This window comes from Pseudomonas sp. C9D1 (assembly GCF_056491235.1).
In genome coordinates this window covers 878,450-904,855 of record NZ_JBSZIE010000002.1, presented here as the reverse complement: position 1 = coordinate 904,855, position 26,406 = coordinate 878,450, and the positions used below count along the sequence as shown (strand labels likewise).

9 protein-coding genes and 1 riboswitch are annotated in these 26,406 nt (G+C 66.5%); of the genes, 6 read left to right on the top strand and 3 right to left on the bottom strand.

Annotation, left to right across the window (positions count from 1 at the left end; genetic code table 11):
* Window positions 1-27: 27 nt before the first annotated feature.
* A riboswitch (guanidine-I (ykkC/yxkD leader) is annotated at window positions 28-127 on the bottom strand.
* Between the two features lie 320 nt (window positions 128-447).
* The gene (locus ACXI0U_RS12360) at window positions 448-984 is read left to right on the top strand and encodes a hypothetical protein (protein ID WP_479550333.1); all 537 of its coding nucleotides are present in this window, start codon (window positions 448-450) and stop codon (window positions 982-984) included.
* A gap of 391 nt (window positions 985-1,375) precedes the next feature.
* On the opposite strand, the gene ACXI0U_RS12355 is transcribed toward ACXI0U_RS12360, so the two are convergent.
* Window positions 1,376-2,281 carry a LysR family transcriptional regulator gene (locus ACXI0U_RS12355; RefSeq protein WP_021218076.1) on the bottom strand — a complete coding sequence of 302 codons (906 nt, stop codon included), beginning with the start codon at window positions 2,279-2,281 and terminating at the stop codon, window positions 1,376-1,378.
* Window positions 2,282-2,377: 96 nt separating this feature from the next.
* Between ACXI0U_RS12355 and ACXI0U_RS12350 the strand changes: the two genes are divergently transcribed.
* From ACXI0U_RS12350 to ACXI0U_RS12330, 5 genes are all read left to right on the top strand, one after another.
* Window positions 2,378-4,165, top strand: coding sequence for an alkyl/aryl-sulfatase (locus ACXI0U_RS12350; RefSeq protein WP_479550332.1), 1,788 nt, complete (start codon window positions 2,378-2,380; stop codon window positions 4,163-4,165).
* A gap of 123 nt (window positions 4,166-4,288) precedes the next feature.
* The gene (locus ACXI0U_RS12345; protein WP_021218074.1) at window positions 4,289-4,534 is read left to right on the top strand and encodes a DUF1145 domain-containing protein; all 246 of its coding nucleotides are present in this window, start codon (window positions 4,289-4,291) and stop codon (window positions 4,532-4,534) included.
* 470 nt (window positions 4,535-5,004) lie between these two features.
* Window positions 5,005-5,637 carry a cysteine protease LapG gene (lapG, locus tag ACXI0U_RS12340; protein ID WP_021218073.1) on the top strand — a complete coding sequence of 211 codons (633 nt, stop codon included), beginning with the start codon at window positions 5,005-5,007 and terminating at the stop codon, window positions 5,635-5,637.
* A gap of 10 nt (window positions 5,638-5,647) precedes the next feature.
* The gene (gene lapD, locus ACXI0U_RS12335) at window positions 5,648-7,597 is read left to right on the top strand and encodes a cyclic di-GMP receptor LapD (RefSeq protein ID WP_374980567.1); all 1,950 of its coding nucleotides are present in this window, start codon (window positions 5,648-5,650) and stop codon (window positions 7,595-7,597) included.
* Window positions 7,598-7,708: 111 nt separating this feature from the next.
* The gene (locus ACXI0U_RS12330; RefSeq protein ID WP_479550331.1) at window positions 7,709-8,680 is read left to right on the top strand and encodes an aldo/keto reductase; all 972 of its coding nucleotides are present in this window, start codon (window positions 7,709-7,711) and stop codon (window positions 8,678-8,680) included.
* Window positions 8,681-8,721: 41 nt separating this feature from the next.
* Here the strand turns inward: ACXI0U_RS12330 and ACXI0U_RS12325 are convergent, their stop codons facing one another.
* Window positions 8,722-9,060 (bottom strand): hypothetical protein, encoded by a 339-nt coding sequence (locus ACXI0U_RS12325; protein WP_021218070.1) that lies wholly within the window; start codon window positions 9,058-9,060, stop codon window positions 8,722-8,724.
* Window positions 9,061-9,196: 136 nt separating this feature from the next.
* A complete protein-coding gene (locus ACXI0U_RS12320; protein WP_479550330.1) occupies window positions 9,197-26,203 on the bottom strand; it encodes a retention module-containing protein in 17,007 nt (5,668 codons plus the stop codon).
* Window positions 26,204-26,406 lie beyond the last annotated feature (203 nt).

Below are 26,406 nucleotides of genomic sequence, written 5' to 3'. Positions count from 1 at the left end.
CGGCACTTCCCTGCATGCAGGGGCGCGTTCTCCCGGGCTTTTGTCCCGCCGTGTAACCTCGGAGGAGGTCGCCGGCTCTCGGACCAGCCACCCGCTTTCGCGAGCCGGAACCCTAGCCAGCCATTGCAAATTGTGGTGCCGCGGACCCCGGCTTCCACCGGGTTGCTCCTGCACGCCTGATCCTTAGCGAAGGCCGTGCCAACCCGGCGCGAGCCGCTGGCGGCGGGCGTTGTGGGGCAGGGCGGAGTGAATGCCAGCGCTGTAAAGGGGCGGGGCGTGCCCGTCTCTGGGGCGGGGCGCTTCATGCTGGTGCGCGGTAATAACTGGAAATGGATTTTGCCGACGGAGGGATGCACACCGGCCGTGTGAAACGGTGTCGAAGATTGTGGGAGAAATCCCGGGTGCCGACATTCGTTGGCGCCGTCCCAGCGGTTGAAGGAGGCCGCCATGTCCTATCGAACGATGTTGATCGCAGTACTGGGCCTGTCCCTGGGTGGTTGTGCCGTCTACGACTATGACGACGATTACCGTGGCTACCCGCGCAGCTATGGCGGCGGTGGCTATGTCGTGCAGCAGCCGGCCTATTACCAGGGTTCTCCGACCTACTACTACCGGACCGAGCGCATCTACCAGCCGCAGCGCTACTACCAGGTGCGCCCGCAGCCCTACCAGCCGCCGCGCCATGACCGCCGCTACGACGGGCGCAACGACCATCGCTACGACCGCCACGACGATCGCCATGACAACCGGCACGACTCGCGGCGCTGGGACAACCGCAACCCGCCGCGCCCGGACTGGAACGAGCGTCGCCACGACTACACCCCGCGCCTGCAGAACTGGGGCGGCAACCGCCCGCCGCAACGGGGCTGGAACCAGGGCGGCGGTCGCCCCAGCTACGCCGTGCCGCCGGCCTACCAGGTGCGCCCCCACGAAAACCCCATCCGCCCGCACCGCAGTGACTGGTCGCAGCAGAACCGTCGCTGACAAGCTTTCGTAGACCCATGCGAGGGCCGTGGCCTAAGGCGAGCGCTTCGATTCCGGTGTTTCGGTCAGCTCAAGCGCACTGAGATCTGAAACCTGGCTAGAGAGTTGGAGCGGCGACCAACGCCCCTCCAGGAGGCCGAACGCAGTCGTTGCGCCGGGGGACGAGCGGCATGGATGCCGCGAGAGGCGCGCCAGGCCATGGATGGCCCATCGCGCCGGCCCCCAGAGCGGCGATGAAGTGAGGGAACCCCGGCGAAGCCGGGGCCGGATGATGGGGCAAGCCCTTTTGGTTCCTTTTAAGGCGATTGTTAAAAGGGACTCGCCCGGGTGGGCGAAACAGGAAACATCACCCAAGCTCGGTAAAGAGCTGAGCTCAAATCTGTTGGCAACGCTAATAGCCGGTAATGGGCTGGGCGTCTTCTTCCAGCAAGTACTCCACCATCGCCCGCGCAGCCGGTGACAGGCTGCGCCCGGCGTGGCTGACGATGCCATAGGCCGAGCGGGCGTCGAGGTTGTCCACCGGCAGCAGCACCGCCAGGCGGCCGGCCGCGACGTCTTCGGCCAGTACGTCCCAGGGCGCCATGCTGATCACCTCGCTGTCGGCCACCAGGGCCTTGAGCACCATGAAGTTGTCGCACTCGATGCCCAGCGGTTGCGCCTTGTTGTTCAGCGCACCGAGGGTGCGCGCCACCTCGACGGGCAGCTGGGTGCCGGCCAGCGGGTAGACGGCCAGGTCCTCGACCCGCAGGCGGGGTCGCTGCAGCAGCGGGTGGCTGGGGCGGCAGAAGAGGGTGCCGGCGTGGCGGCGCAGGGGCGTGATGTGCAGCAGCGGGTCGCCTTCGAACTCGCGCACGTCCGCCACGAACAGCTCGATGGCGTCCCCCAGCAATTGGCTGCGCAGGCTGTGCCAATCCTCGATGCGCAACTGCACCTGCACGCCCGGGTGGGCCCCGGCGAAGCGGCCCAGCGTGCGGGGCACCAGGCGCGCGGCGGGGTAGGGGCCGGCACCCAGGCGCAGTTCGCCGCTGTCGAGGTTCTCCAACTGCGCCACGGCGCTGTGCAGGGCGCGGCGGCCGTCCAGCAGGCGCTGGGCATGCTCCAGCACCAATCGGCCGTGGGCGGTGAGGGCGATCTGCCGGGGGCCGCGGTCCAGCAGGCTGCAGCCGAGGCTGGCCTCCAGGGCCTGGATGCTGCGGCTGAGGGCCGGCTGGCTGAGGTTGACGGCCTCCGCCGCACGGGCGAAGTGGCCGTGTTGTGCGAGGGCGACGAAGTGGCGGAGCTGGCGTAGGTCGTTCATGCGTATCCCGCATCGATTTCGGCAGAGGAATGCATTGGAATTATTGACCGGTGCCTGCCAGCCTGTCTGCTCCCATAACAACAACGAGCCGACATCATGCGCATCACCACCCGCTTCGGCGGCCTGCTGCTGGCCGCCGCCCTGCCATTCGGCGCCGACGCGACGCTGCCCGACGAGACCCTGGAGCCGAGCATCAACGCCGAGCTTGCCGAGCACACCCGGCACTTTGACGAGAAGGTCTACAAGATCGCCGACAACGTCTGGTCGGCGGTGGGCTGGAACCTGGCCAACAGCGTGATGATCGAGGCGCCGGAAGGCCTGATCATCGTCGACACGGGCGAGTCCGCCGAGCAGTCGCGCAAGGTGCTGGCGGAGTTCCGCAAGATCAGCGCCAAGCCGATCAAGGCCATCGTCTACACCCACTTCCACCCGGACCACATCAACGGCGTGAAGGGCTTCGTCAGCGAAGAGCAGGTGAAGCGTGGCGAGGTGCAGATCTACGCCCAGGAAACCCTGCTGGACAACGTGGTGACCCAGGGCGCGCTGGTGGGTCCGATCCTCGGCATGCGCTCGGGCTACAGCTTCGGCGCGGCCCTGCCGGACAGCGACAAGCGCGACATGAACTCCGGCCTCGGCCCGCTGGCCCATCCCGGCGCCTCCACCTTCATCGCGCCGACCGTCACCTTCAAGGAAGCCCTGGATACCACCATCGCCGGGCTGAAGGTGCAGTTCCTCCATGTGCCCAGCGAGGCGCCGGACGAGATCGTCCTCTACCTGCCGGACAACCGCGTGCTGATCAGTGCCGAGGTGACCCAGGGGCCGACCCTGCCCAACGTCCACACCCTGCGCGGCACCAAGTTCCGCGACCCGGTGGTGTGGGTGCAGAGCCTCGACAAGCTGCGTGCCTTCAAGGCCGACTACATGGTGCCGCTGCACGGCCAGCCGGTGTCCGGCCGCGACAAGGTGGAAGAGGTGCTGCGCATGACCCGCGACGCCATCGCCTACATCCACGATCAGACCGTGCGCTGGATGAACAAGGGCCTGACCCCCGACGAGTTGGTGGAGAAGGTCAAGCTGCCGCCGCACCTGGCCGGTTACACGCCCTACCTGCGCGAGTACTACGGCACCGTGAAGCACAGCGTGCGGCAGATCTACCAGGGCTACCTGGGCTGGTTCCAGGGCGACCCGGTGGACCTCGACCCGACGCCGCCGGCGGAGAAGGCCAAGCGCCTGATCGCCCTCATGGGTGGGCGTGACAAGCTGCTGCTGGCCGCCGGCGACGCCTACCTCAAGGGGGACTGGCAATGGGCGGCCGAGCTGGCCAGCTACGCCATCCGCGTCGACCACGACGACAAGTTGGCTCGCGACATCAAGGCCCGCAGCTTCCGCCGCCTGGGCTACGCCAGCATGAACATCAACTGGCGCAACTGGTACCTGATGAGCGCCATGGAGCTGGAGGGCAAGCTCGAGGGCGATGCCGCGCTGCAGCTGTCCCAGGGGCTGCGCAACGCCTTCCTCTCGCCGGACATGCTGAAGAACCTGCCGGCGCGGATCTTCCTGCAGAACTGGGTCACCCGCATCGACCCGGAGAAGAGCGCCGACGTGAACCTCACCCTGGGCTTCGTCTTCCCCGATATCAACGAGCAGTGGGCGCTAGAGATACGCCGCGGCGTGGTGGAGATGCACCCGGGCATCCCCGAGGGCACCACGTTGAAGCTGACCTTCGACAAGACCTACCTCGACACCGTGATCAGCGGCGAGAACGGCCTGCTCAAGGGCGCGCTGCTGGGCGACGTGAAGGTGGACGGCAACCTGCTGGACATCAAGACCTTCCTCGGTTGCTTCGACTTCGAGGACGCCCCCATCGCCCTGACGGTGCGCTGACCCACCCCGAGCGCGCAGGCGGGCTGACCCACCGTCGCGCGCGCCGGCCAAACGAAAGTGCGGAAGGCGCGCGCGACCGGAGACGGCACACTGCAAGGCTCAACCTTGCAATGGAGAACCCCTATGCACGTCCTGTCGTTCGCCAAGGGCGCCCTGGCCATGTTCTGGCTGGTGGCGATCCTCAACATCGTCTACCCCTTCGGCGAGCCCCTGCACCGCCCCCTGCTGCTGGTGGCCGGTGTGATGCTGCTGGTCCACGTGGCCGAGGCCGCGCTGTTCAACCGCAAGCTCAAGGCCCGTCCCTTCCCCTGGCTGGAGCGCACCCAGGTGCTGCTGTTCGGCTTCCTCCATCTGCGCGGGCTGCGCTGATCCTGCCTCCACCGTTCCCGGGCTGAAGCCCGGGCTACGCCTGGGTGCTCCCGTCGCCACCGTCGGTGGAGTGCGGTGGTAGGGCGGGTGAAACCCGCGATGTTGTTGTGCGAAACCCTTGTCGGGTTGCACCCGACCTACACCGGCACGGTGGTTGGGTTGGGCATGGCGCCGTAGGTTGGCGCCGAGCGCAGCGAGGCCCAACGGAGCGAGGCCCGACCCTGCTGCGTTGGGCTTCGTCCCTCAGCCCAACCTACGGGGCTCCGTGTTTCCGATGGCACTGAAACCCTCACGGCGCAGGTCGGATAGGGGCACTGTGCCATTGTTTTTTCCGCTTCCAGCCCGCACCATTCGCGCCTCGTTATCGGGGCCGCCTGTCGGTTCCATTGGCAGGAAATCGGATTTTGCTCAGCAGTATCGGCAAATGGCGAAGCACGGGTAGGCCGGGGGTTATAGGCCCGGCGCTGCTGTTGCTGTTCGCCTTGCTGGCCGGTGCCCTGCAGGCGGATTGGGATTTCACCCTGATCAGCCGTCGCGCCGAATCCCTCTATGGCCCCCTGGGCGATGGCAAGCAGCGCATCGATGACTGGCAGCGCCTGCTGGCCAGCCAGGCGGGCGCCAGCGAGGCGGAGCAGTTGAAGGAGGTCAATCGCTTCTTCAACGCCAAGCTGCGTTTCACTGATGACCTCGCCCTGTGGAACCAGGTGGATTACTGGGCGACACCGGTGGAGGCGTTGCGCCGCGGGGCGGGCGATTGCGAGGACTACGCCATCGCCAAGTACATCAGCCTGCGTCACCTGGGGGTGCCGGCGGAGAAGCTGCGCATCACCTACGTCAAGGCACTACGCCTGAACCAGGCGCACATGGTGCTGACCTATTACGAGAAGCCCGACGCGGTGCCCCTGGTGCTGGACAACCTGATCGGCAGCATCCTGCCGGCGTCCCAGCGCAGTGACCTGTTGCCGGTCTACGCCTTCAACGGTGAGGGCCTGTGGCTGACCAACCAGGGCGGCGGCAAGAAGGTGGGCGACGCCAAGCGTCTGTCCCGCTGGCAGGACCTGTTGAAAAAGATGAAAGCCGAAGGCTTTCCCACGAGCGAATAGCGGAGTCGAGATGTCCCTGTTCAAACAGCTGTTGATCGCCATCTGCCTGTTCCTGGTCGTCGCCTTCAGCGGCAGCTTCATGGTCAGCCTGGAAAGCTCGCGCGAGCAGTACGTCAACCAGTTGCGTTCCCATGCCCAGGACGCGGCGACGGCCCTGGGCCTGTCGCTGACGCCGCACATCGACGATGCGGCGATGGTCGAGCTGATGGTCAGTTCGATCTTCGACAGCGGCTACTTCGAGCGCATCCGCGTGATCGACATGGCCACCGGCAAGGTGATCGTGGAGCGCACCGGCGTGCCCGATGCGGTGGCGGCCCAGGTGCCGCAGTGGTTCGTGTCGCTGATCGGCCTGGAGTCGGCCGGCGGCGATGCCATTGTCAGCCGTGGCTGGACCCAGGCCGCGCGGGTCGAGGTGCAGAGCCACCCGATGTTCGCCATCGCCAAGCTGTGGCAGAGCGCCCTCGGCAGCCTCGGCTGGCTGGCTCTGTGCGGCCTGGTCAGCGCCGGCCTCGGTGCGGTGCTGCTGCGCCGCCAGCTGCGCCCGCTGGACTACATGGTGGAGCAGTCCCACGCCATCGCCCGTCGCGAATTCCTCAGCCTGCCGCAGTTGCCGCGCACCCCCGAGCTGCGCCGTGTGGTGCAGGCGATGAACCAGATGGTGGAGAAGCTCAAGGCGCTGTTCCAGGAGCAGGCCGAGCGCAGCGAGCGCCTGCGTGACGAGGCCTACCAGGACAGCCTCACCGGCCTGGGCAACCGCCGTTATTTCGAGATGCAGCTCAGCGCCCGCCTGAGTGCCGAGGACCAGGCCAGCAGCGGCTACCTGCTGCTGTTGCGGGTCAACGACCTGGCCGGCCTCAACCAGCGCCTGGGTGGCCAGCGCACCGACCAGTTGCTCAAGGCCGTGGCCGAGCAGCTCGCGCGCAACAGCGCGGGGCAGGGCGCCGGCCAGTTGCTGGCGCGTAGCCGCGGTGGCGAGTTCATCCTGCTGGCGCCGGGCCTGGTGCGCGAGGAGGCCGAGCAACTGGCCACCCGCCTCGATGGCGCCCTGGGCAGCCTGGCCAGCACTGGTGCCACCGACACCCATCCCGTGGCCCATATCGGCCTGGTGCCCTTCGCCCCGGGCGAGTCGCAGCAGGACCTGATGATGCTCGCCGACGAGGCCCTGGCCCAGGCCGAGCGCCAGGCCGACCGCGCCTGGGCGTGCATCGAGCAGACCAGCGCCGGCAATGTCGGCGATGACCGTCACGCCTGGCACGCCTTGCTGGACAAAGCCCTGGCCCAGGGGCGCTTCCAGCTGTTCTTCCAGCCGGTGGTGGCCAGCCGCGAGCCGTCGCGGGTGTTGCATTACAAGGTGCTGTCGCGCCTGCCGGACGAGCAGGGCGAGAGCATCCCCGCCGGGCGTTTCCTGCCCTGGCTGGAGCGCTTCGGCTGGTCCACGCGCCTTGACCTGGTGATGCTGGAACTGGTGCTGGCGCAGATGGCCGGCCACGACCAGCCCCTGGCGCTGAACCTGTCCGGCGCGCTGCTGCGTGACGAGAAGGCGCTGAACCGTGCCCTCGACCTGCTGCGTCAGCATCCGCAACTGGGCCCGCGCCTGACCCTGGAACTGGAGGAAGACCAGTTGCCCGAGCAGGCGGTGCTGGAGAGCCTGACCCGGCGCCTGCGCGAGCTGGGTTTCGCCCTCAGCCTGCAGCACTTCGGCGGTCGCTTCAGCATGATCGGCAACCTGGCGCGCCTGGGCCTGGCCTACCTGAAGGTGGATGGCAGCCACATCCGCGCCATCGACACCGAGAACGACAAGCGCCTGTTCATTGAGGCCATGCAGCGCGCGGCCCATAGCATCGACCTGCCGCTGATCGCCGAGCGCGTCGAGACCGAGGGCGAGCTGCGGGTGCTGCAGGAAATGGGCATCCAGGGTGCCCAGGGCCAGCTGTTTGGCGTTCCTGCGCCCTGGCGTTGATCCCGGGCGGAGGCGGGCGCCACGGCCCCGCCTTCCGGCCGCTGCCTTGAACCATCCGGCGTTTCACCCGGTCCCCTGAAGTACGCCAGAACACGGACTTCAGGAGGCTCCATGCGCATCCACCTGCCGCGTATCGGGCTGGGCGGCGCACCGCTCGGCAATATGTTCCACTCCGTGGCCGAAGAGCAGGCCGACGCCACACTGGTGGCCGCCTGGCAAGCCGGTTTCCGCTACTACGACACCTCTCCCCATTACGGCGCCGGGCTGGCCGAGGAACGCTTCGGCCGCCTGCTGCGCACCCGCCGGCGCGACGAGTACCTGCTGAGTACCAAGGTGGGGCGGTTGCTGGAGCCGGCCGCCGCGCCGGAGAACGCCAAGCCCTTCGTCCATGAGCTGCCCAACCGGCGCATCCTCGACTACTCCGCCGCCGGCGCCCGGCGCTCCCTGGAGGACAGTCTGGTGCGCATGGGCGTGGAACGCATCGATCTGGTGTTCATCCATGACGTCTCCGAGGACCAGCATGGCCCGCGCTGGCGCGAGTACTTCGCCCAGGCCATGGCGGGGGCGGCGAAGGAGCTGACGGCCATGCGCGAGGAGGGGCTGATCCGTGGCTGGGGGCTGGGCGTGAACCGTGTCGAACCCTGCCGACTGGCGCTGGAACAGGCCGACCCGGACCTGTTTCTGCTGGCCGGGCGCTACAGCCTGCTGGACCACCGCGAGGCGCTGGAGAAGCTGTTTCCCGCCTGCCTCGCGCGCGGCGTGGGCATCGTCGTCGGTGGGCCGTTCAATTCCGGTGTACTGGCCGGGAGCGATCACTACGAGTACGACCGCATCCCGGCGGAGGTGAAGAGCCGGGCGCAGCGGCTGATGGCGCTGTGCGAGCGCTTCGGCATCGATTCGCGGGCAGCGGCGCTGCAGTTCTGCCTGGCCAACCCGGCGGTGCTGTCGGTGATTCCCGGCACCGCGACACCGGCACGCCCGGCGCAGTACATGGCGCAACTGCAGGCCGAGGTGCCTCGGGCGTTCTGGTTGGCGCTACGGGAAGAGGAACTGGTTGGCGCGGATGTGCCGTTGCCGGTGTAGGGCCCGGCGCAGCGGCGGCAAAGGGGGAGGCAGGGGCCGGGTCAGATGACGCCGGACTCCTCGTCGTTGATCAGGCGGTTCAGGCCGCCGAGGGCCTCGCGTGCCTGGTTACGGCTGAGCAGCTTGGATTGCGCGGCCTGGGGCAGGTCGGTGATGCGGATCACGCCCTTGGTCATCAGCAGGCCGATGAGGTCTTCCAGTACCCGGATCATTTCCTGGTCGCTCTGCTTGAGCTGCATCAGGCTGGCTTCGACGGTCTGGTTGGAATACCAGGCGAGCACGAGCTGGTCATCGGCGGGGAGCATGCCGGTGAAGCCTTCGAACTCTGCCGCTTCCACGCGCACCAGTTGACCCTGGTCGTCTTGCTGAACGTAAAGCATGGGGTACCCCCTTTCTGAGGACATGAAAAGACCTGCGCCAATCTACACGCGCAGGCCAGTGGGGAACATGGGGAAAGCGAACCGGCCGCCTCCCCGCCGCCGGTGTACGGCGACGGGGAGGGGCGTTGTCGGTGGATCAGTGGTGCTCGGTTTTCACCAGCGGGTCGGAGCCGGCCACCAGGGAGCTGACGATCTGCGAGGAGGTGGAACCGTACTGGGTCAGGTCCACGCCTTCGAGCTTGATGGTCACATCGGCGCCGCTGTTGACGTTGCCGGTGGTGCTCACCTGCAGGGTGCTGGTGGCGGTGTCGACCTTGAGGTAATCGAGGAGGTTGCCGGAGTGCGCGGCATCGGGCAGCAGGTCGCTGAGGTCGATGCGGTCGCCCTGGGTGGCGTTGAAGTCCTTGATCACGTCGTTGCCGACATCGCCCGCCTTCCACATGAAGACGTCCGCGCCTGCGCCACCGGTGAGGGTGTCGTTGCCGATACCGCCGATCAGCAGGTCGTTGCCGTCACCACCGTTGAGCAGGTCGTTGCCAGCGTTGCCGTAGAGCACGTCGTGGCCGTTGCCGCCGTTGATGATGTCGGAGTACTTGCTGCCATTGATCAGGTCGCTGGCTTCGGTGCCGGTGGTGGTCTGGATGGTGTGAACCGCCCAGCCGGTGCTGGTTTCCACGAATTCCTGGCCGCTGGACAGGGTGGTGGCCTGGAACAGCTGGTAATCGCCGGTACCGAGGGTCTTGTACGCCGAGTCATCGCTGCCGCTGGGCTTGAGCTCGATCTTCAGGGTGGCGGAGCCGCCCTGGTCCCAGTACAGCAGTTCCAGCGCCTGCAAGCCGCCGGTGAGGCTGACGTTCTTGTAGGTGTCGGTGGTGGTGGACTGGATCTTGTCGGCGTTGGCGACGTCCTGGCCGTCGATCAGCAGGCGGTAACCGTCGTCCGCCGTGATGCGGATGTCGTAGGTTCCGCCGTTGCCGACGTCGATGAAGCCGTGAGCGCGGATGATGGCGTCACTGGTGTCACCCAGGTTCGACCCGCCGGCCTTGAGGCTGGAGACGTTGCCGGTACTGGCTGCCGTGAGGAAGTCGTACAGGTTGTTCTGGCTGTTGTTGGATGTGCCGATGGTGGTGCCGTTGTTGACGGTGCGGTTGTCACCGAGGTCGTCGCTGAACACCGGGCTGCCGTTCTTCAGGCCGTAGTCGATGACATTGGCGATGAAGGTGGCATTGACCGAGCCGTTCGCCGCGTTGGTGTTGGAACCCACCAGGCTGCTGTTGTTGCCGGAACGGCCCTCGATGTAGTTCTCGACCTGGCTCAGGGTGGTGAGGTTCGGCCGGCTGGTGCCGTTCTCGCTGTAGCCCCAGTACTCGCCGGTCAAGCCGCCGCTCAGGCTGGTGGTGCCGGTGGCGTCGGCCATGGTGATGGTGTTGGTGGTGTAGCTGGTGTGCTCCACGCCGCCATCGACGATGTTCAGGGTCAGGTGCTGGGACGCCGTGCTGGCAGTGCTGCCGTTGGGTTCGGTGCTGACCGCCTTGACGTCCAGGCCGATGTCGCCGCGCACGTCACCGGAAACCTGCAGCTTGGCGGTGGCCAGCTGGGCCGCGGTGAGGGTGTACACGCCGTTGACCGCGCTGAGGGTGGTGCCGCCGACGACGATGCTCGAACCGTTGGACAGGTTGCTCAGCTGGTAGCTCAGGCTCTCGGAGCCGTCTGTGTCGGTCAGTGCGCCGCCAATGTAGTTGGCCAGGGCGATGCTGGTCTTGCCGCTGACGCCGCCATCGCCGGCCACCACGCCCTGGGACGAGGTGAGGGTGATGTTGTCGATCAGCGCGCCACGACCGCTGGAGTCGGTGGAGGTGCCGGCCAGCTTGATGGTCAGGGCCTCGGTGTTGCCGGTGCCGACGAAGCTGAAGTGGATGTTTTCCCAGTTCAGGCTGGTCTGGCTGCTGGTGGAGGCGTATTCGCCCACCAGGGTGCTGCCGAGGTAGACGGCGATCTTGGTGAAGCTGGCGTCGAAGCCCGAGCGACCGGCGTAGTCCAGGTTCAACTCGTAGACCTTGCCGACCTCGGTGGCGACGTTGCGGGTGACGCCCAGGGTCTGGGACATGCTGCCGCCCGCGTCGTTGAGTTCCAGCGCGTCTCCGTTGTTGGTGCCCGGCAGCTTGACGGTGACGTAGCTGCCGGCCTGGTTCTGCATGCTGTCGCCGTTGGCCCAGATCTCGAACACGTTGCTGCCGCCACTGCGCACGTCGCCGGTGGTGACCAGGCTCCAGTTCTCGAAGGTCGGGCCGGCCACGTCCTGGGAGGTGCTGTCGCTGTTGGGCGCCGATTCCCAGGTGGTGGTGAACAGCGTGCTGGCCGCAGCGGACTTCACGGTCAGGGTCGGCACGTCGGCCACCGGCGCGATATCGATGCTCATGGTGCTGCTGGCGGTGCTCAGGGAGCCGTCGCTGCCGCTGTACTTGAACTCGGCGTAGGTCTGCTTGTTCAGGCCGACACCGGTGTTGCTGAAGCTGTCGTGACCGGATTCGTTGGAATCCGGCACGAAGCGCAGGCCGCCGCCATCGATCACCGACTTGGTGACGGTGGTGTTGGCGCTGACATCGGTCCAGGTGTTGCCCACCTTGACCTGCAGCTTGCCTTCGCCCGGCAGGCTCTCGACCTTGATCGACAGGCTGCTGTTGGCGTCCACGTCGCTGACCTTGAAGTCGCTCCAGCTGAAGACGTAGTTGGTGTCTTCGTTGCCGGTGACCGCAGCGCCAGCGACCACCACGGGGGCTTCGTTGACGTTGGTCACGGCGATGGAGTAGGTCGCCGACTGGGTGCTGCCGTCGGAGCTGGTGGCCAGCACGGTGATGGTGTGGCTGGTAGCGGCCTCGTAGTCGAGCTTGCTGCCATCGGCCACGGTGACCACACCTGTGGTGGCATTGATGGCGAAGCGGCCGCCGGCGTTGTCGGTCAGCGCGTAGGTCACGCTGGTGCCGGCATCGCCGTCCACACCCAGGGCGGTGACGCCCACGCGGGTGCCGGTGGCGGCGTTCTCGGCCACGGTATTGGTGGCGCTGTCGGAGTCGCTGAGGGTCACGCCGTTGTCGTTCACATTGCTCAGGTTGATGGTGAACACCTGGGTGTTGGTGCTGCCATCGGAGCTGGTCACCTTGACGGTGATGTTGTGGCTGGTGGCGGCCTCGTAGTCGAGCTTGCTGCCATCGGCCACGGTGACCACACCGGTGGTGGCGTTGATCGCGAAGCGGCCACCGGCGTTGTCGGTCAGTTCGTACTTGGTGATGGTGGCGCCGGCGTCGCCGTCGGTGCCCAGTACGGTGAGGCCGACGGTGCTGCCGTTGGCGGCATTCTCGGCAACGGTGTTGGCGGCGGCGTTGCTGTCGGTGATGACCACGCCGTTGTCATTGACGTTGGTGAGGTTGATGGTGAACACCTGGGTGTTGGTGCTGCCATCGGAGCTGGTGACCTTGACGGTGATGTTGTGGCTGGTAGCCGCCTCGTAGTCGAGTTTGCTGCCATCGGCCACGGTCACCACACCGGTGGTGGCGTTGATGGCGAAGCGGCCACCGGCGTTGTCGGTCAGCTCGTACTTGGTGATGGTGGTGCCGGCATCGCCGTCCACGCCCAGTACGGTGAGGCCGACGGTGGAACCGTTGGCGGCGTTCTCGGCAACGGTGTTGGCTGCCGCGTTGCTGTCGGTGATGACCACGCCGTTGTCGTTCACATTGCTCAGGTTGATGGTGAACACCTGGGTGTTGGTGCTGCCATCGGAGCTGGTGACCTTGACGGTGATGTTGTGGCTGGTAGCCGCCTCGTAGTCGAGTTTGCTGCCGTCAGCGACGGTCACGACACCGGTGGTGGCATTGATGGCGAAGCGTCCACCGGCGTTGTCGGTCAGTTCGTACTTGGTGATGGTGGCGCCGGCGTCGCCGTCGGTGCCCAGTACGGTGAGGCCGACGGTGCTGCCGTTGGCGGCGTTTTCGGCGACGGTGTTGGCTGCCGCGTTGCTGTCGGTGATGACCACGCCGTTGTCGTTGACGTTGCTCAGGTTGATGGTGAACACCTGGGTGTTGGTGCTGCCGTCGGAGCTGGTCACCTTGACGGTAATGTCGTGGCTGGTAGCCGCCTCGTAGTCGAGTTTGCTGCCGTCAGCGATGGTCACGACACCGGTGGTGGCATTGATCGCGAAGCGGCCACCGGCGTTGTCGGTCAGTTCGTACTTGGTGATGGTGGCGCCGGCGTCGCCGTCGGTGCCCAGTACGGTGAGGCCGACGGTGCTGCCGTTGGCGGCGTTTTCGGCGACGGTGTTGGCTGCCGCGTTGCTGTCGGTGATGACCACGCCGTTGTCGTTCACATTGCTCAGGTTGATGGTGAACACCTGGGTGTTGGTGCTGCCATCGGAGCTGGTGACCTTGACGGTGATGTTGTGGCTGGTGGCGGCCTCGTAGTCGAGCTTGGTGCCATCGGCCACGGTGACCACACCGGTGGTGGCGTTGATGGCGAAGCGGCCACCGGCGTTGTCGGTCAGTTCGTACTTGGTGATGGTGGCGCCGGCGTCGCCGTCGGTGCCCAGTACGGTGAGGCCGACGGTGCTGCCGTTGGCGGCATTCTCGGCAACGGTGTTGGCGGCGGCGTTGCTGTCGGTGATGACCACGCCGTTGTCATTGACGTTGGTGAGGTTGATGGTGAACACCTGGGTGTTGGTGCTGCCATCGGAGCTGGTGACCTTGACGGTGATGTTGTGGCTGGTAGCCGCCTCGTAGTCGAGTTTGCTGCCGTCAGCGACGGTCACGACACCGGTGGTGGCATTGATGGCGAAGCGTCCACCGGCGTTGTCGGTCAGTTCGTACTTGGTGATGGTGGCGCCGGCGTCGCCGTCGGTGCCCAGTACGGTGAGGCCGACGGTGCTGCCGTTGGCGGCATTCTCGGCAACGGTGTTGGCTGCCGCGTTGCTGTCGGTGATGACCACGCCGTTGTCGTTGACGTTGCTCAGGTTGATGGTGAACACCTGGGTGTTGGTGCTGCCATCGGAGCTGGTGACCTTGACGGTGATGTTGTGGCTGGTGGCGGCCTCGTAGTCGAGTTTGCTGCCATCGGCGACGGTCACGACACCGGTGGTGGCATTGATCGCGAAGCGGCCACCGGCGTTGTCGGTCAGCTCGTACTTGGTGATGGTCGCGCCGGCGTCGCCGTCGGTGCCCAGTACGGTCAGGCCCACGGTGGAGCCATTGGCAGCGTTCTCGGCAACGGTGTTGGCGGCGGCGTTGCTGTCGGTGATGACCACGCCGTTGTCGTTGACGTTGGTGACGTCGATGGTGACGGTGGCGGTGACCGGGGTCTTGCCGTCGGTGGCGCTGACCTGCAGCTGGTGCTGGGTGGCGGTCTCGTAGTCCAGGGTCTTGCCGTTGGCGAGGGTGATCACGCCGGTGCTGGAGTTGATGCTGAACAGGCCAGCGTCGTTGCCACCGGTGATGCTGTAGAACAGCGGCTCGCCATCACGGTCCTGGTCGGTGCCGGTGAAGCGGTCGCTGAGGTCGGCGATGGTGCTGCCGGAGGCGATGTTTTCGGCGAAGCTCACGGTGCTGTTGGCCAGGCCTGGGGCACTGTCCAACGCCGCGACCTGGATGGTCATGGTGTTGGGCGTGGAGAAGGCGCCGCTCTGGTCCTGCACCGAGAAGCTGAAGCTGCTGTTGCCGTTGGCATTGGCTGCCGGGGTGTAGACCAGGGAGGCGATCTGCGCCGCGGTGATGATCATGCCGACGGTGACGGCTTCGTTGCCCAGGCTGAGGCTGCCGCTGGCCGGCAGGCTGTTGATGCGGATGCCCTTGAGGCTATCGCCGGTATCGACATCGTTGAAGGCGAAGTCGCCGCTGGTGAAGCTGCGCGGGGTGTCTTCGTTGGTGTTGACGGTGTTGTCGGCGCTGGTGGGCGCGTCATTCACGGCGTGCACGGTCACCGGCAGGGTCAGGTTGGTGCTGGCCTTGTCGCCGTTGGCCCCTTCGGTAGCGGTCGCGGTGACCTTCAGGTCGAAGGTGCCGTTGTAGTTGGCGGGCGGGGTGATGCTCAGGTTGCCCAGGTTCCAGCTGCTGATGTCCGTGCTGGTGCTGCCGCTGGTGGCGGTGAAGCTGTTCACACCGTCGGTCAGGGTGGCGCCCTCGGGGATCTGCGAGATGCCCACGGAGAGGCTTTCCGAGCCGTCGGTGTCCTTCAGCGAGGCGGTCAGGCGCGACAGCGGGATGCTGCTGTCCTCGTCACCTTCGTTGACGTTGTAGAGCTGGTAGTAGCCCTTGCCGTCGCTGCCATGCAGCTCCGACAGGTGCAGGCCGTTGCCGGCCAGGTCGCTGGGCTTGGTGTAGAGCTGCACGTTGGCGCTGGACAGGTCCTGCACCGGGCCGTTGCCGACCTTGACGTTGACGTCCAGGGTGCCCGGGCCGCTCTGGTTGTGCTGGTAGATGTCCAGGGTGTAGTAGCCGCTCTCCTGGGCGGTGTAGCTGCCGCTGAACTGGCCAGTGGAGCCGCCCCAGGTTGCGTTGGCCACGGTGGTGCCACCCACGGAGACGAGCACGCTGTCGTCACCCGAGCCGCTGAAGGTGTAGGTCTGGCCGGCTTCGAGGTAGATCAGGCCGGAAAGCTTGTTGGCCACGCCGGCGTTGACGCTGTCGATGTGGGCATCGGCCAGGTTGCCGCTGCTGGCGGGGGTGCCGGCGGCGTCGATGGTGCTCTTCAGGGTGGCCGGGTTGGCACCGTTGCCGCCGCTGCCCAGGGGCAGGTTGTTCCAGCTCTGTTGCAGCAGGCCGGTGGCCGCGGGGTTGCCGCTTGGGGCCTGGGCGCCGAGGTTCGGGGCATCGGCCACGGCCTGGATGCCGACCTGGACGGTGGCGGTGCTGTTGCCGCCCTTACCATCGGTGACGGTGTAGGTGATGGTGTCCGCACCGCTGTAGTCGCCGGTGGGGGTGTAGACCAGCTTGCCGTCGACGATGCTGACGCTGCCGTGCTGCGCGTTGGCGCCGGTCAGGGTCAGGCTGTCGCCGTCGGTGTCGCGATCGTTGGCCAGCACGTCGATGGTGACGGCGGAGTCTTCCAGGGTGCTGGCGGTGTCGTTGGCCGCAGTCGGGGCATCGTTGACCGGGTTGACGGTGATGTTGACCACGGTGTCGACCACGCCACCCTTGCCGTCGCTGACGGTGACCACGAAGCTGTCCGGCCCGTTGTAGTCGCCGTTGGGCTTGTAGGTGTACTCGCCGGTGTTCGGGTTGAGCACCAGGCTGCCGTTGGCGGTGCCGGTCTTCAGGGTGTAGGTGAGGCTGTCGCCTTCCGCATCGGTGGCGGTGATGCGGCTGGTCAGGGTGCCGTCCTCGTCCACGCTGGCGGTGCTGTCGGGCGCGACGGGGGCATCGTTGACCGGCTTGACGGTGACGCTGACCACGCTGGTGGTGGTGCCGCCGTTGCCATCGCTGATGGTGACGGTGAAGGCATCGCTGCCGTTGAAGTCCTTGGCCGGCTGGTAGGTGTAGGTGCCGTCGGCGTTGAGCGTGACGGTGCCGTGCTGCGGGCCGTTGCCGTTGGCGATGCTGTAGGTGAGGGTGTCGCCGTCGACGTCACGGGCGGTGACCTTGCCGTCGATCGGGGTGTCCTCGTCGGTGCTGACGCTGGACGGGCTGCTGGTCGGTGCATCGTTGACCGGGTTGACCTTGATGGACACCACGGAGTCGGCATAGCCGAGCTTCGGATCGTAGACCCGGATGGTGAAGGTGTCGGTGCCGTTGAAGTCCTTGTTCGGCGTGTAGGTGTACTCGCCGGTGACGGTGTTGAGCAGCAGCGAGCCGTGGTCGACGCCGGCCTGGATGACGTAGGTCAGCTTGTCGCCGTCCACGTCGCTGGCGACGATCTTGCCGCTGACGCTCTGGTCTTCATCGGTTTCCTTGGCCTGGTCGGCGGTGACCGGGGCGTCGTTGACCGGTTTGACGGTGACGCTGACCACGCTGGTGGTGGTGCCGCCGTGGCCATCGTCGATGGTGACGGTAAAGGCGTCGCTGCCGTTGAAGTCCTTGCCCGGCTGATAGGTGTAGCTGCCGTCGGCGTTGAGCGTGACGGTGCCATGCTGCGGGCCGTTGCCATTGGCGATGCTGTAGGTGAGGGCGTCGCCATCGGCATCGCGGGCGACGATCCGGCCGTCGATCGGGGTGTCTTCGTTGGTGCTGATGCTGGACGGGCTGCTCACCGGTGCGTCGTTGACCGGGTTGACCTTCACGCTCACCACGGAGTCGGCGTAGGCGCCTTTGGCGTCATAGACGCGGATGGTGAAGGTGTCGTTGCCGTTGTAGTCCTTGTTCGGCGTGTAGGTGTACTCGCCGGTGACGGTGTTGAGCAGCAGGGAGCCGTGGTCGACGCCGGCCTGGATGATGTAGGTCAGCTTGTCGCCTTCCACGTCGGTGGCGACGATCTTGCCGCTGACGCTCTGGTCTTCGTCGGTTTCCTTGGCCTGGTCAGCGGTGACCGGTGCATCGTTGACCGGGGTCACGTCGATGCTGATGAGGCTGGTGGTGGTGCCGCCCTTGCCATCGCTGATGGTGACGGTGAAGGCATCTGGCCCGTTGTAGTCCTTGTTCGGCCGGTAGGTGTAGCTGCCGTCGGTGTAGAGGGTGAGGGTGCCGTTCTGCGGGCCGTTGCCGCTGGCGATACGGTAGGTGAGGGTGTCGCCGTCGATGTCGCGGGCATCCACCTTGCCGCTCACCGGGGTGTCTTCGGCAACGCTCAGGTTGGCCGGGTTGGCAGTCGGCGCGTCGTTGATCGGGTTGACGGTGATTTGCACCACGGCGTCGACCACGCCGCCCTTGCCGTCGTTGACGGTGACGGTGAAGGAGTCCGGACCGTTGTAGTTGGCGTTGGGCTTGTAGGTGTACTCGCCGGTGGCGGTATCCAGGACCAGCGTACCGTTGCTGGTGCCGGACTTGAGGGTGTAGGTCAGGGTGTCGCCATCGGCGTCGGTGGCGTTCAGCTGGCTGGTGAGGCTGCTGTCTTCGTCCACGTTGACGGATGCGTCGTTCATCACCGGCAGGTCGTTCACCGGGTTCACGCCCAGGGCGACCTGGCCGCTGACGGTGACGGTGCCGTCGTTGACGCTGTAGGTGAAGCTGCCAACGGCCTGGCCGGCGCTGTAGTCGGCCGGAGCGTTGTACTTCAGGCCTTGCAGCTGGGCGCTGGTGAGGGTCTGGCCATTGGTGAGGGCGGTGCCGTCGGCCAGGGTCACGCTGCCGAGGGTGGGCAGGCCGGTGACGGTGATGGTGAGGCTGTCGCCATCGGCGTCGGTCGGGGCCTTGAGGCCCAGGTCGGTGCCGACGCTTTCTTCGTTGACGGTCAGGTTGGCGCTGTCGGCGACCGGCGCATCGTTCACCGGATTCACGCCCAGGGCGACCTGGCCGCTGACGGTGACGGTGCCGTCGTTGACGCTGTAGGTGAAGCTGCCGACGGCCTGGCCGGCGCTGTAGTCGGCCGGCGCGTTGTACTTCAGGCCTTGCAGCTGGGCGCTGGTCAGGCTCTGGCCATTGGTCACGGCGGTGCCGTCGGCCAGGGTCACGGTGCCCACGGTGGGCAGGCCGGTGACGGTGATGGTGAGGCTGTCGCCATCGACATCGCTCGGCGCCTTGAGGCCCAGGTCGGTGCCGATGCTTTCTTCGTTGACGGTCAGGTTGGTGCTGTCGACGACCGGCGCATCGTTCACCGGAGTGACGCCCAGGGTGACCTGGCCGTTCACGGTGGCGGTGCCGTCGTTGACGCTGTAGGTGAAGTTGCCAACGGCCTGGCCGGCGCTGTAGTCGGCCGGGGCGTTGTACTTCAGGCCTTGCAGCTGGGCGCTGGTCAGGGTTTGGCCATTGGTCACGGTGGTGCCGTCGGCCAGGGTCACGGTGCCGAGGGTCGGCAGGCCGGTGACCTTGATGGTCAGCGGGTTGCCGTCCACGTCGGTCGGGGCTTTCAGGCCCAGGTTGGTGCCGACGCTTTCCTCCGCCACGGTGAGGGAGGTGCTGTCGACCACCGGTGCATCGTTGACCGGCTTGACGCCTACGGTGACGGTGGCGGTATCGGTGCCGCCGTGGCCGTCGCTCACGGTGTAGGTGAAGGAGCCGGTGCCGTTGAAGTTCGGCGCAGGGGTGAATACCACCTTGCCGTTGACCAGTTCTACGGTGCCGTTCTTGGCGCCCTGGACGCTGAGGATGGTGAGGCTGTCGCCGTCGACATCGGTGTCGTTGCCCAGCAGGGTGGAGGGCTCGATGGTCAGCGGCTGGTCTTCGTTGGTGGTCAGTACGTCGTTGCCTGCCTGGGTCAGCTGGCTGCCGCCGACCACGGTGTAGGTGCCGCCTTCCGGACGCAGTTCGACCTTCAGCTGGGCCTGGCCGCCCTGGTCCCAGTAGACGATCTGGATATTGTGGGCGCCGCTTTCGGCAAGGGTGAAGGTGGCCGATTCGCGCGCGGTCGGGCCCTGGTTGCCGTTGTATTCGGCGACCACCTTGCCGTCGATGACGATGCTGAAGCCGTCGTCGGCGGTGACCTTGAACTGGTAGGTGCCGGCGGCGAGGCTGATCTGGCCGGTGAGCTGGATGATGGCGTCCGAGCTGTTCGCCGGGTCGGTGTTCAGGGAGCCGGCATCGGCGCCGAGGAATTTCTGCAGCTGCTGGTCGCCGCCCAGGTTGCTGGACACGCCGTTGCCGTAGTTCAGCTCGGTGGCGGTGAAGGTGGCGCTGGGGGTGCGGCCGGCGATGAAGGCGGTGACGCCCGCGAGGTTCTCTAGGTTGCCGCCGTCGGTGCCTTCACGGTAGGCGTAGTAGTTGCCCTTGAGGCCGGCGATGACACCGAAGTCGTCGTTGGCATCGGGCGCGTCGTTGATCGGGTTGACGCCCAGGGTGACCTTGCCTTCGACGGTGGTGGTGCCGTCGTTGACGCTGTACTTGAAGTCGCCAACCGGGTCGCCGGCCTTGTAGTCGGCCGGGCCGTTGTACTTCAGGCCCTGCAGTTCGGCGCTGGTCAGGGTCTGGCCGTTGGTCACCGGGGTGCCATTGGCCAGGGTCACGGTGCCTACGGTGGGCAGGCCGCTGACGGTGATGGTCAGGACGTTGCTGGTGTCGACGTCGGTCGGGGCGGCGATGTTCAGCGGAGTGCCGGTGCTTTCTTCGTCGACGGTGACGCTGGTGTCGGTGACCACCGGGGCGTCGTTGCGGCCCTCGATGGTGACCGAGGCGTTGGCGCTGGTGACGCCGCCGTGGCCGTCGCTGACTTCGTAGCTGTAGGTGAGGACGACCTTCTCGCCCACGGCCAGGTAGTCGTACTTGGACGGGTCGATCTTCAGGCTGTTGCTGGCGGCGTCGAAGCTGACGCCGGACGCATCGCCGCTGCCCACCTGCTGGACGTTGCCGACGCTGAGGACGTCGTTGGCGTCTTCGTCGGAGGCGTGCTGCAGCAGGTCGAGGCTGTAGGCGGACGCGTCTTCGTGGGTCAGGGTGGTGGCGACACCGCTCACCACCGGGGCGTCGTTGCTGCCGGTGAGGGTGATGGTGACGTCACGGGAGACCGGGGCGCCGCTGCTGTCGGTGACGGTGACGCGGTAGACCAGGGTGACGGTCTCGCCGGCGCCCAGGTAGTCCAGCGCGCCGGCGGCGACGCTGTAGTTCCAGTGCACGGAGCCCTGGCCGTCGCCCTGGGCGGCATCGCTGATGCTGGCGCTGAGGTTGCCCAGCACGTTGACGCTCTGGCCGTTGCCGTCCTTCGCGCTGACCAGCTCGGTGCCCACGGTGTGGGTGTTGCTCAGGTCGGCGTCGCTGAAGCCGAAGTCGCCGCTGGCGGTCAGGCTGCCGGCGTTCTCGCCGGGCACGCCGTCGGCGCGCTCGGTGATGCTGCCGCTCTGTACGGTGCTTTCCAGTACGGGGGCGTCGTTGCGGCCCTCGATGGTAAGGGTGGCGGTGGTGGGGGTGACGCCGCCGTTGTTGTCGACCACGTCGTAGCTGTAGGTGAGCACCAGTTTCTCGCCGGCGGCGAGGTAGTTGTAGGCGTTCGGGTTCACCTGCAGGCCGTTGCCGCTGAGGGTCACGCCCGAAGCGTCGCCGCTGCCGACCTGCTTGAAGTTGCTGATGCCCAGCACGTCGATGAGGTCGACGTCGCTGGCGTTGGCCAGCAGGTCGACGCTGAAGGAGGCGGCGTCTTCGTTGCTGTCCACGGCGATGGCGCTGCTGACCACCGGCGCGTCGTTGACGCCGTCGATGGTGACGGTGGCGCTGGTGGTGACCAGGCCGCCCTTGCCGTCGCTGACCTGGTATTCGTAGGTCAGGACCACGCTCTCGCCCTTGGCCAGGTAGTTGTACCGGGACGGGTCGACCACCAGGGTGTTGCCCTGGACGGTGACACCGGCGGCGTCGTTGCCGCTGGTCTCCCTGACGTTGACGGCGCTGAGCACGTCCTTGGCGTCGGCATCACTGGCCTTGGCCAGCAGGTCGATCACCTGGCCGGCGGCGTCTTCGTTGGTGCCGTAGGTGATGGCGCCGCTGACGACCGGCACATCGTTCACGCCGGTGACGGTGATGGTCAGGGTGTTGCCGCTGGACAGCGAGCCGTCGGTGGCGGTGAAGGGAATCTGGATGATCAACTGCTCGCCCTGGCCCAGGGCCTGGTAGGCGGCGTTGCTCGGGTCGAAGGTCCAGGTGCCGTCGGCGTTCAGGCTGAAGCCGGCCGGGGCGGGGTTGTTCAGGGTGAAGGTCAGGGTGTCGCCGTCGACGTCGGTGGCATCGAGCTTGCCGCCGATGGCCGGGGCGTCTTCGACGGTGGTGGCGCTGCTGGCGCTGGCCACCGGGGCGTCGTTCACCGGAGTGATGTTCAGGGTGATGCTGTCGGTGTCGCTCAGCTTGCCGTCGCTGGTGCTGATGGTCAGGGTGTCCTGGCCGTTGTAGTTGGCAGCGGGGACGTACTTCAGGCCCTGCAGGGCGGCGTTGATGGCCGCCTGGCTACCGGACAGGGTGATGCTGCCGGTGCCGTTGCCGCTGAAGGTCAGGCCGTTGGCGAGGATCGGGCCGAGGCTCAGCACGCCGTGGTCGACGCTGAGGGTGGTGGTCAGCTTGTCGCCGTCCACGTCGCTCACGGCGACGCTGTTGTTGCCGAAGAGGCTGAAGACCTTGCTGCCGTCCTCGGCCAGGGTCTGGGCGCCCGGGGTGCTGTTGACCGGGGCATCGTTGACCGGGGTGATGTCGAACTTGAGGGTGGCGGTGCTGGTGAGGCTGCCGTCGCTCAGGGTGTAGGTGACGCTCGGGACCGGGCCGTGGTAGTCCTTGGCCGGCTCGAAGGTGAATTCGCCGTTGGCCTTGATGGTCAGCTTGCCGGTGCCCAGCAGGTCGATGGTGCCGCCGGCATTGGCGCTGACGAGCGGGAAGCCGGTGATGTTGAACTTGGTGACCACCAGGGTATCGCCGTCCACGTCCTTGTCGTTGGTCAGGACGTTGCCGGTGGCGGTCTGGTCTTCGTTCAGGGTGACGCTGTCGTTGACGCCGACCGGGCGGTCGTTGACCGGGGCGACGGTGATGGTCGCGGTGGCCTTGTCGGCCGAGACGGCGCCATTGTTATCGACGGCGCTGTATTCGAAGGTGGTGGTGCCGTTCCAGTCCTTGGCCGGGACGAAGTACACCGGGCCGGTGACGCTGTCGCCGGCCTTCAGGGCGGTACCGCCGTTGGCGCCGGCGTACAGGGTGCCGTTGGCGGGCACGGAACCGATGGTGAAGCCGGTGACGCTGCCGTCGACATCGCTGCCGGACAGGTTCACCTGGATGCGTGCGGCCTGGTCTTCGTTGCCCGAAGCGCTGACGGCATTGGCCACCGGTGCGTCGTTGGTGCCGGTGAGGGTGATGGTCAGGGTGCTGTCGGCACTGGCGCCGTGCTCGTCGGTGACGGTGACCGGTACCGTGATGACCAGTTGCTCGCCACCTTTGAGGTAGTCGTAGGCGGCGTTGCTGGCGTCGAAGGTCCACTTGCCGTCGCTGCCCAGGGTCAGGCCGGCGACATTGGCGGTGGTGCTGAAGGCGAGGACCGCGCCGTCGTCGACGTCATTGGCGGCGATCTGGCCGTTGATCTGGCCGTCGCCTTCGCTGGCGGCAGCGGTGGCGGCGGTGATGGTCGGCTTGTCGTTCACGCCGGTGACGGTGATGGTCAGGGTGCTGCTGCTGGACAGCTTGCCGTCGGTGGCGGTGAAGTTGATGGTCAGGGTGGTGGACGCGCCTTCGGCCAGGTGCTGGTAGTCGGCGTGGCTCGGGTCCAGGGTCCAGGTGCCATCGGTGTTCAGGGTGAAGCCGCCGGGCAGGGTGCCCTTGGCGCTGTAGGTCAGGGTGTCGCCGTCGACGTCGGTGGCGGCCAGCTTGCCGCCGATGGCCGGGGCGTCTTCGGTGGTGGCCTCGCTGGTGGGGGTGGCCACCGGCGCGTCGTTCACCGGCTTGATGGTGAGGGTGACGCTGTCACTGTCGCTCAGCTTGCCGTCGGTGGTGTTGATGGTCAGGGTGTCCTGGCCGTTGTAGTCCTTGGCCGGAACGTACTTCAGGCCCTGCAGGGCGGCATTGATGGCCGCCTGGCTGCCCACCAGGGTGATGCTGCCGGTGCCGTTGCCGCTGAAGGAAACGCCGCCGCTCAGCGGGCCGAGGGTCAGCGCGCCGTGTTCGACGGAAAGGGTGGTGGTCAGCTGGTCGCCGTCGATGTCGCGGACCGCGATGCTGTTGCCGGTCAGCAGGCTGAAGCTCTTGCTGCTGTCTTCGTTCAGGCTCTGGGCGCCGGGCACGGTGTTGACCGGGGCGTCGTTGACCGGGGTGATGTCGAAGGTGAGGGTGGCGGTGCTGGTGGCGCTGCCATCGCTCAGGGTGTAGGTGATGGACGGCACCGGGCCGTTGTAGTCCTTGGCCGGTACGAAGGTGAATTCGCCGTTGGCCTTGATGGTCAGCTTGCCGATGAGCAGGTCGGCGGTCTCGCCGGCCTTGAAGCTGACGAAGGGCAGGTTGGTCAGGCTGAACTTGGTGACGGTCAGGCTGCTGCTGTCGACGTCGGTGTCGTTGCTCAGCACGTTGCCGGTGGCGGTGGTGTCTTCGTCCTGGGTGATCTTGTCGGCCACGCCCACCGGGGCATCGTTGGTGCCGTTGATGGTGATGGTGACACTGGTCTTGGTGCCGTCGGCAGCGGAGACCTCGAAGCTTTCGGTGCGCTTGTCACCGACGTTCAGCTCGTTGAAGGCCGAGTTGGCGACGAAGGTCCACTTGCCGTCGGTGCCGATGCTGAAGGTGCCGTAGTTGCCGGCGACGTTGTTCTGCGCCACGAAGGTGTTCGGGCTGTCGACGTCGCTGATGGTCAGGGTGCCGTTGGCGGTCACCGGGGCGTTGGTCTCGGTCAGCTGCACGTTGGCGCTGCTGAGGACGGCCGCGTCGTTGGTTCCATTGATGGTGACGGTGACGCTGGTCTCGGTGCCGTCGGCGGAGACGACCTTGAAGGATTCGCTGTAGGACTGGCCAACGTTCAGCTCGTTGAAGGCCGAGTTGGCGACGAAGCTCCAGTTGCCGTTGGCGTCGATGTTGAAGGTGCCGTAGGTGCCGGCAACGTTGCTCTGGGCAACGAAGGTGTTCGGGCTGTCGACATCGCTGATGGACAGGGTGCCGGCGGTGCTCAGCGGGGCGTTGGTTTCGGTCAGCTGCACGTTGGCGCTGCCGAGGATGGCCGGGTCGTTCACCCCGGTGACGGTCACGGTCAGGGTGTTGGTGGCCTGGGCGCCGTGCTCGTCGGTGACGATGTACTGGATGGTGACGGTGGTGGTCTCGCCTTCAGCCAGGGACTGGTAGGCGGCGTCGCCGGCGTTGAAGGCCCAGGAGCCGTCGGCATTCAGGGTGAAGCCGGCCGGGGCCTTGCCATCCACCGCATAGGAGAGGACCGCGCCCTTGTCGGCGTCGGTGGCCACCAGGTTGCCGGTGATGCTCTGGTCTTCGGTGACGTCCGCAGTGGTAGCGGTGGCGATCGGGGTGTCGTTGGTGCCGGTGAAGTTGATGGTGATGACGCGGGTATCGCTGGCGCCGGAGGGGTCCTTCACGGTGACGGTGAAGTTCTCGCTGGCGTTCTCGCCCAGGCCCAGGCCGTTCACGGCATCGGCATTGACGACATAGGTGTAGCTGCCATCGGCGTTGACGGTGAGCTCGCCGTAGGCGCCCTTGGCGCTGCCGCTCCAGGTCAGAACGGTGTCGTCGACGTCGGTGGCGGCCAGTTGGCCCTTGATGTCGGCGAAGGTGTCGGCGGCGGCGGTGTCATCGACATTGGCTTCATAGGTGCCGCTGGCGACCGGGGCGTCGTTCACCGGGTTGATGCCGACGTTGACGGTCAGCGGGGTGGAGGCGCCGCGGCTGTCGCTCACGGTTACTTCGAAGCTGTCGCTACCGTTGTAGTCCTGGCCCGGGGTGTAGGTCCAGGTGCCGTCCGGGTTCAGGGCGAGGGTGCCGTTGGCCGGTACGCGGGTGACGGAAAAGGTCACAAGGTCGCCGTTGGCGTCACGGCTGGTGAAGGTGCCGCTCAGCGGTACGTCTTCGTCGGTGGTCAGGTTGAAGGTGGTGATGGGGTTGCCGGAGCCGTCGACGAACTCGGGGGCGACGTTCTGCAGCGGGTCCTGGGTTTCGTCATCGCCGGCCGCCTGGAAGGCCAGGCCTTCGGTGTTGAAACCGACGGTGGGGTCGACGCGCTCGCCCGTGGCGTCCAGCAGCACGAAGCTGTGGCTGCCGCCGGCCGTGCCAGTACCGCCAGCACCGCCCGCAGCAGGGGCGCCGCCGGCCGCGGTGGCTTCGAAGGCTTGAGTCGGGTCGACGCCGGCGGCGATGGCTTTCTGCAGCTCATCGGCGCTGGGTGCCTGGGTGGCCGGCTTGTCGTCAGCGGCCTGGGGGGCGATCTCGGCGCTGCTCCACTGGGTGTCGCGGCCGAGGTCGAGCATTTTGCCGTTGGGCAGTTCAAGGGTCACCATGCCCGCAGCGCCGGTGATCAGCTGATCGCCCTGGAAGATGCGATCACCTTCTATGAGCTGGCGCTGCACACCCTCCGGAGAGACTGCAACTACTTGGCCGACAACGCTCTTGACGATTGCAACGACACTGCTCATGAGGGTGACTCTCCTGGTTTGGCTCTAGCTTCGGCGTGCTGCTTCGGTGCTCTTGCGAAGAGCCGTTTCGATGCAGGCATTCCCTTGTTTAATGGTGGTATTTTTTTGTCGTCAATTTATTGGCTTATCGCGTTTTGCTATTAAGTTTATGCCAATGTATTGACCAATTGGCATCCATCCTAAACAATCGTTTTCGTAATGTC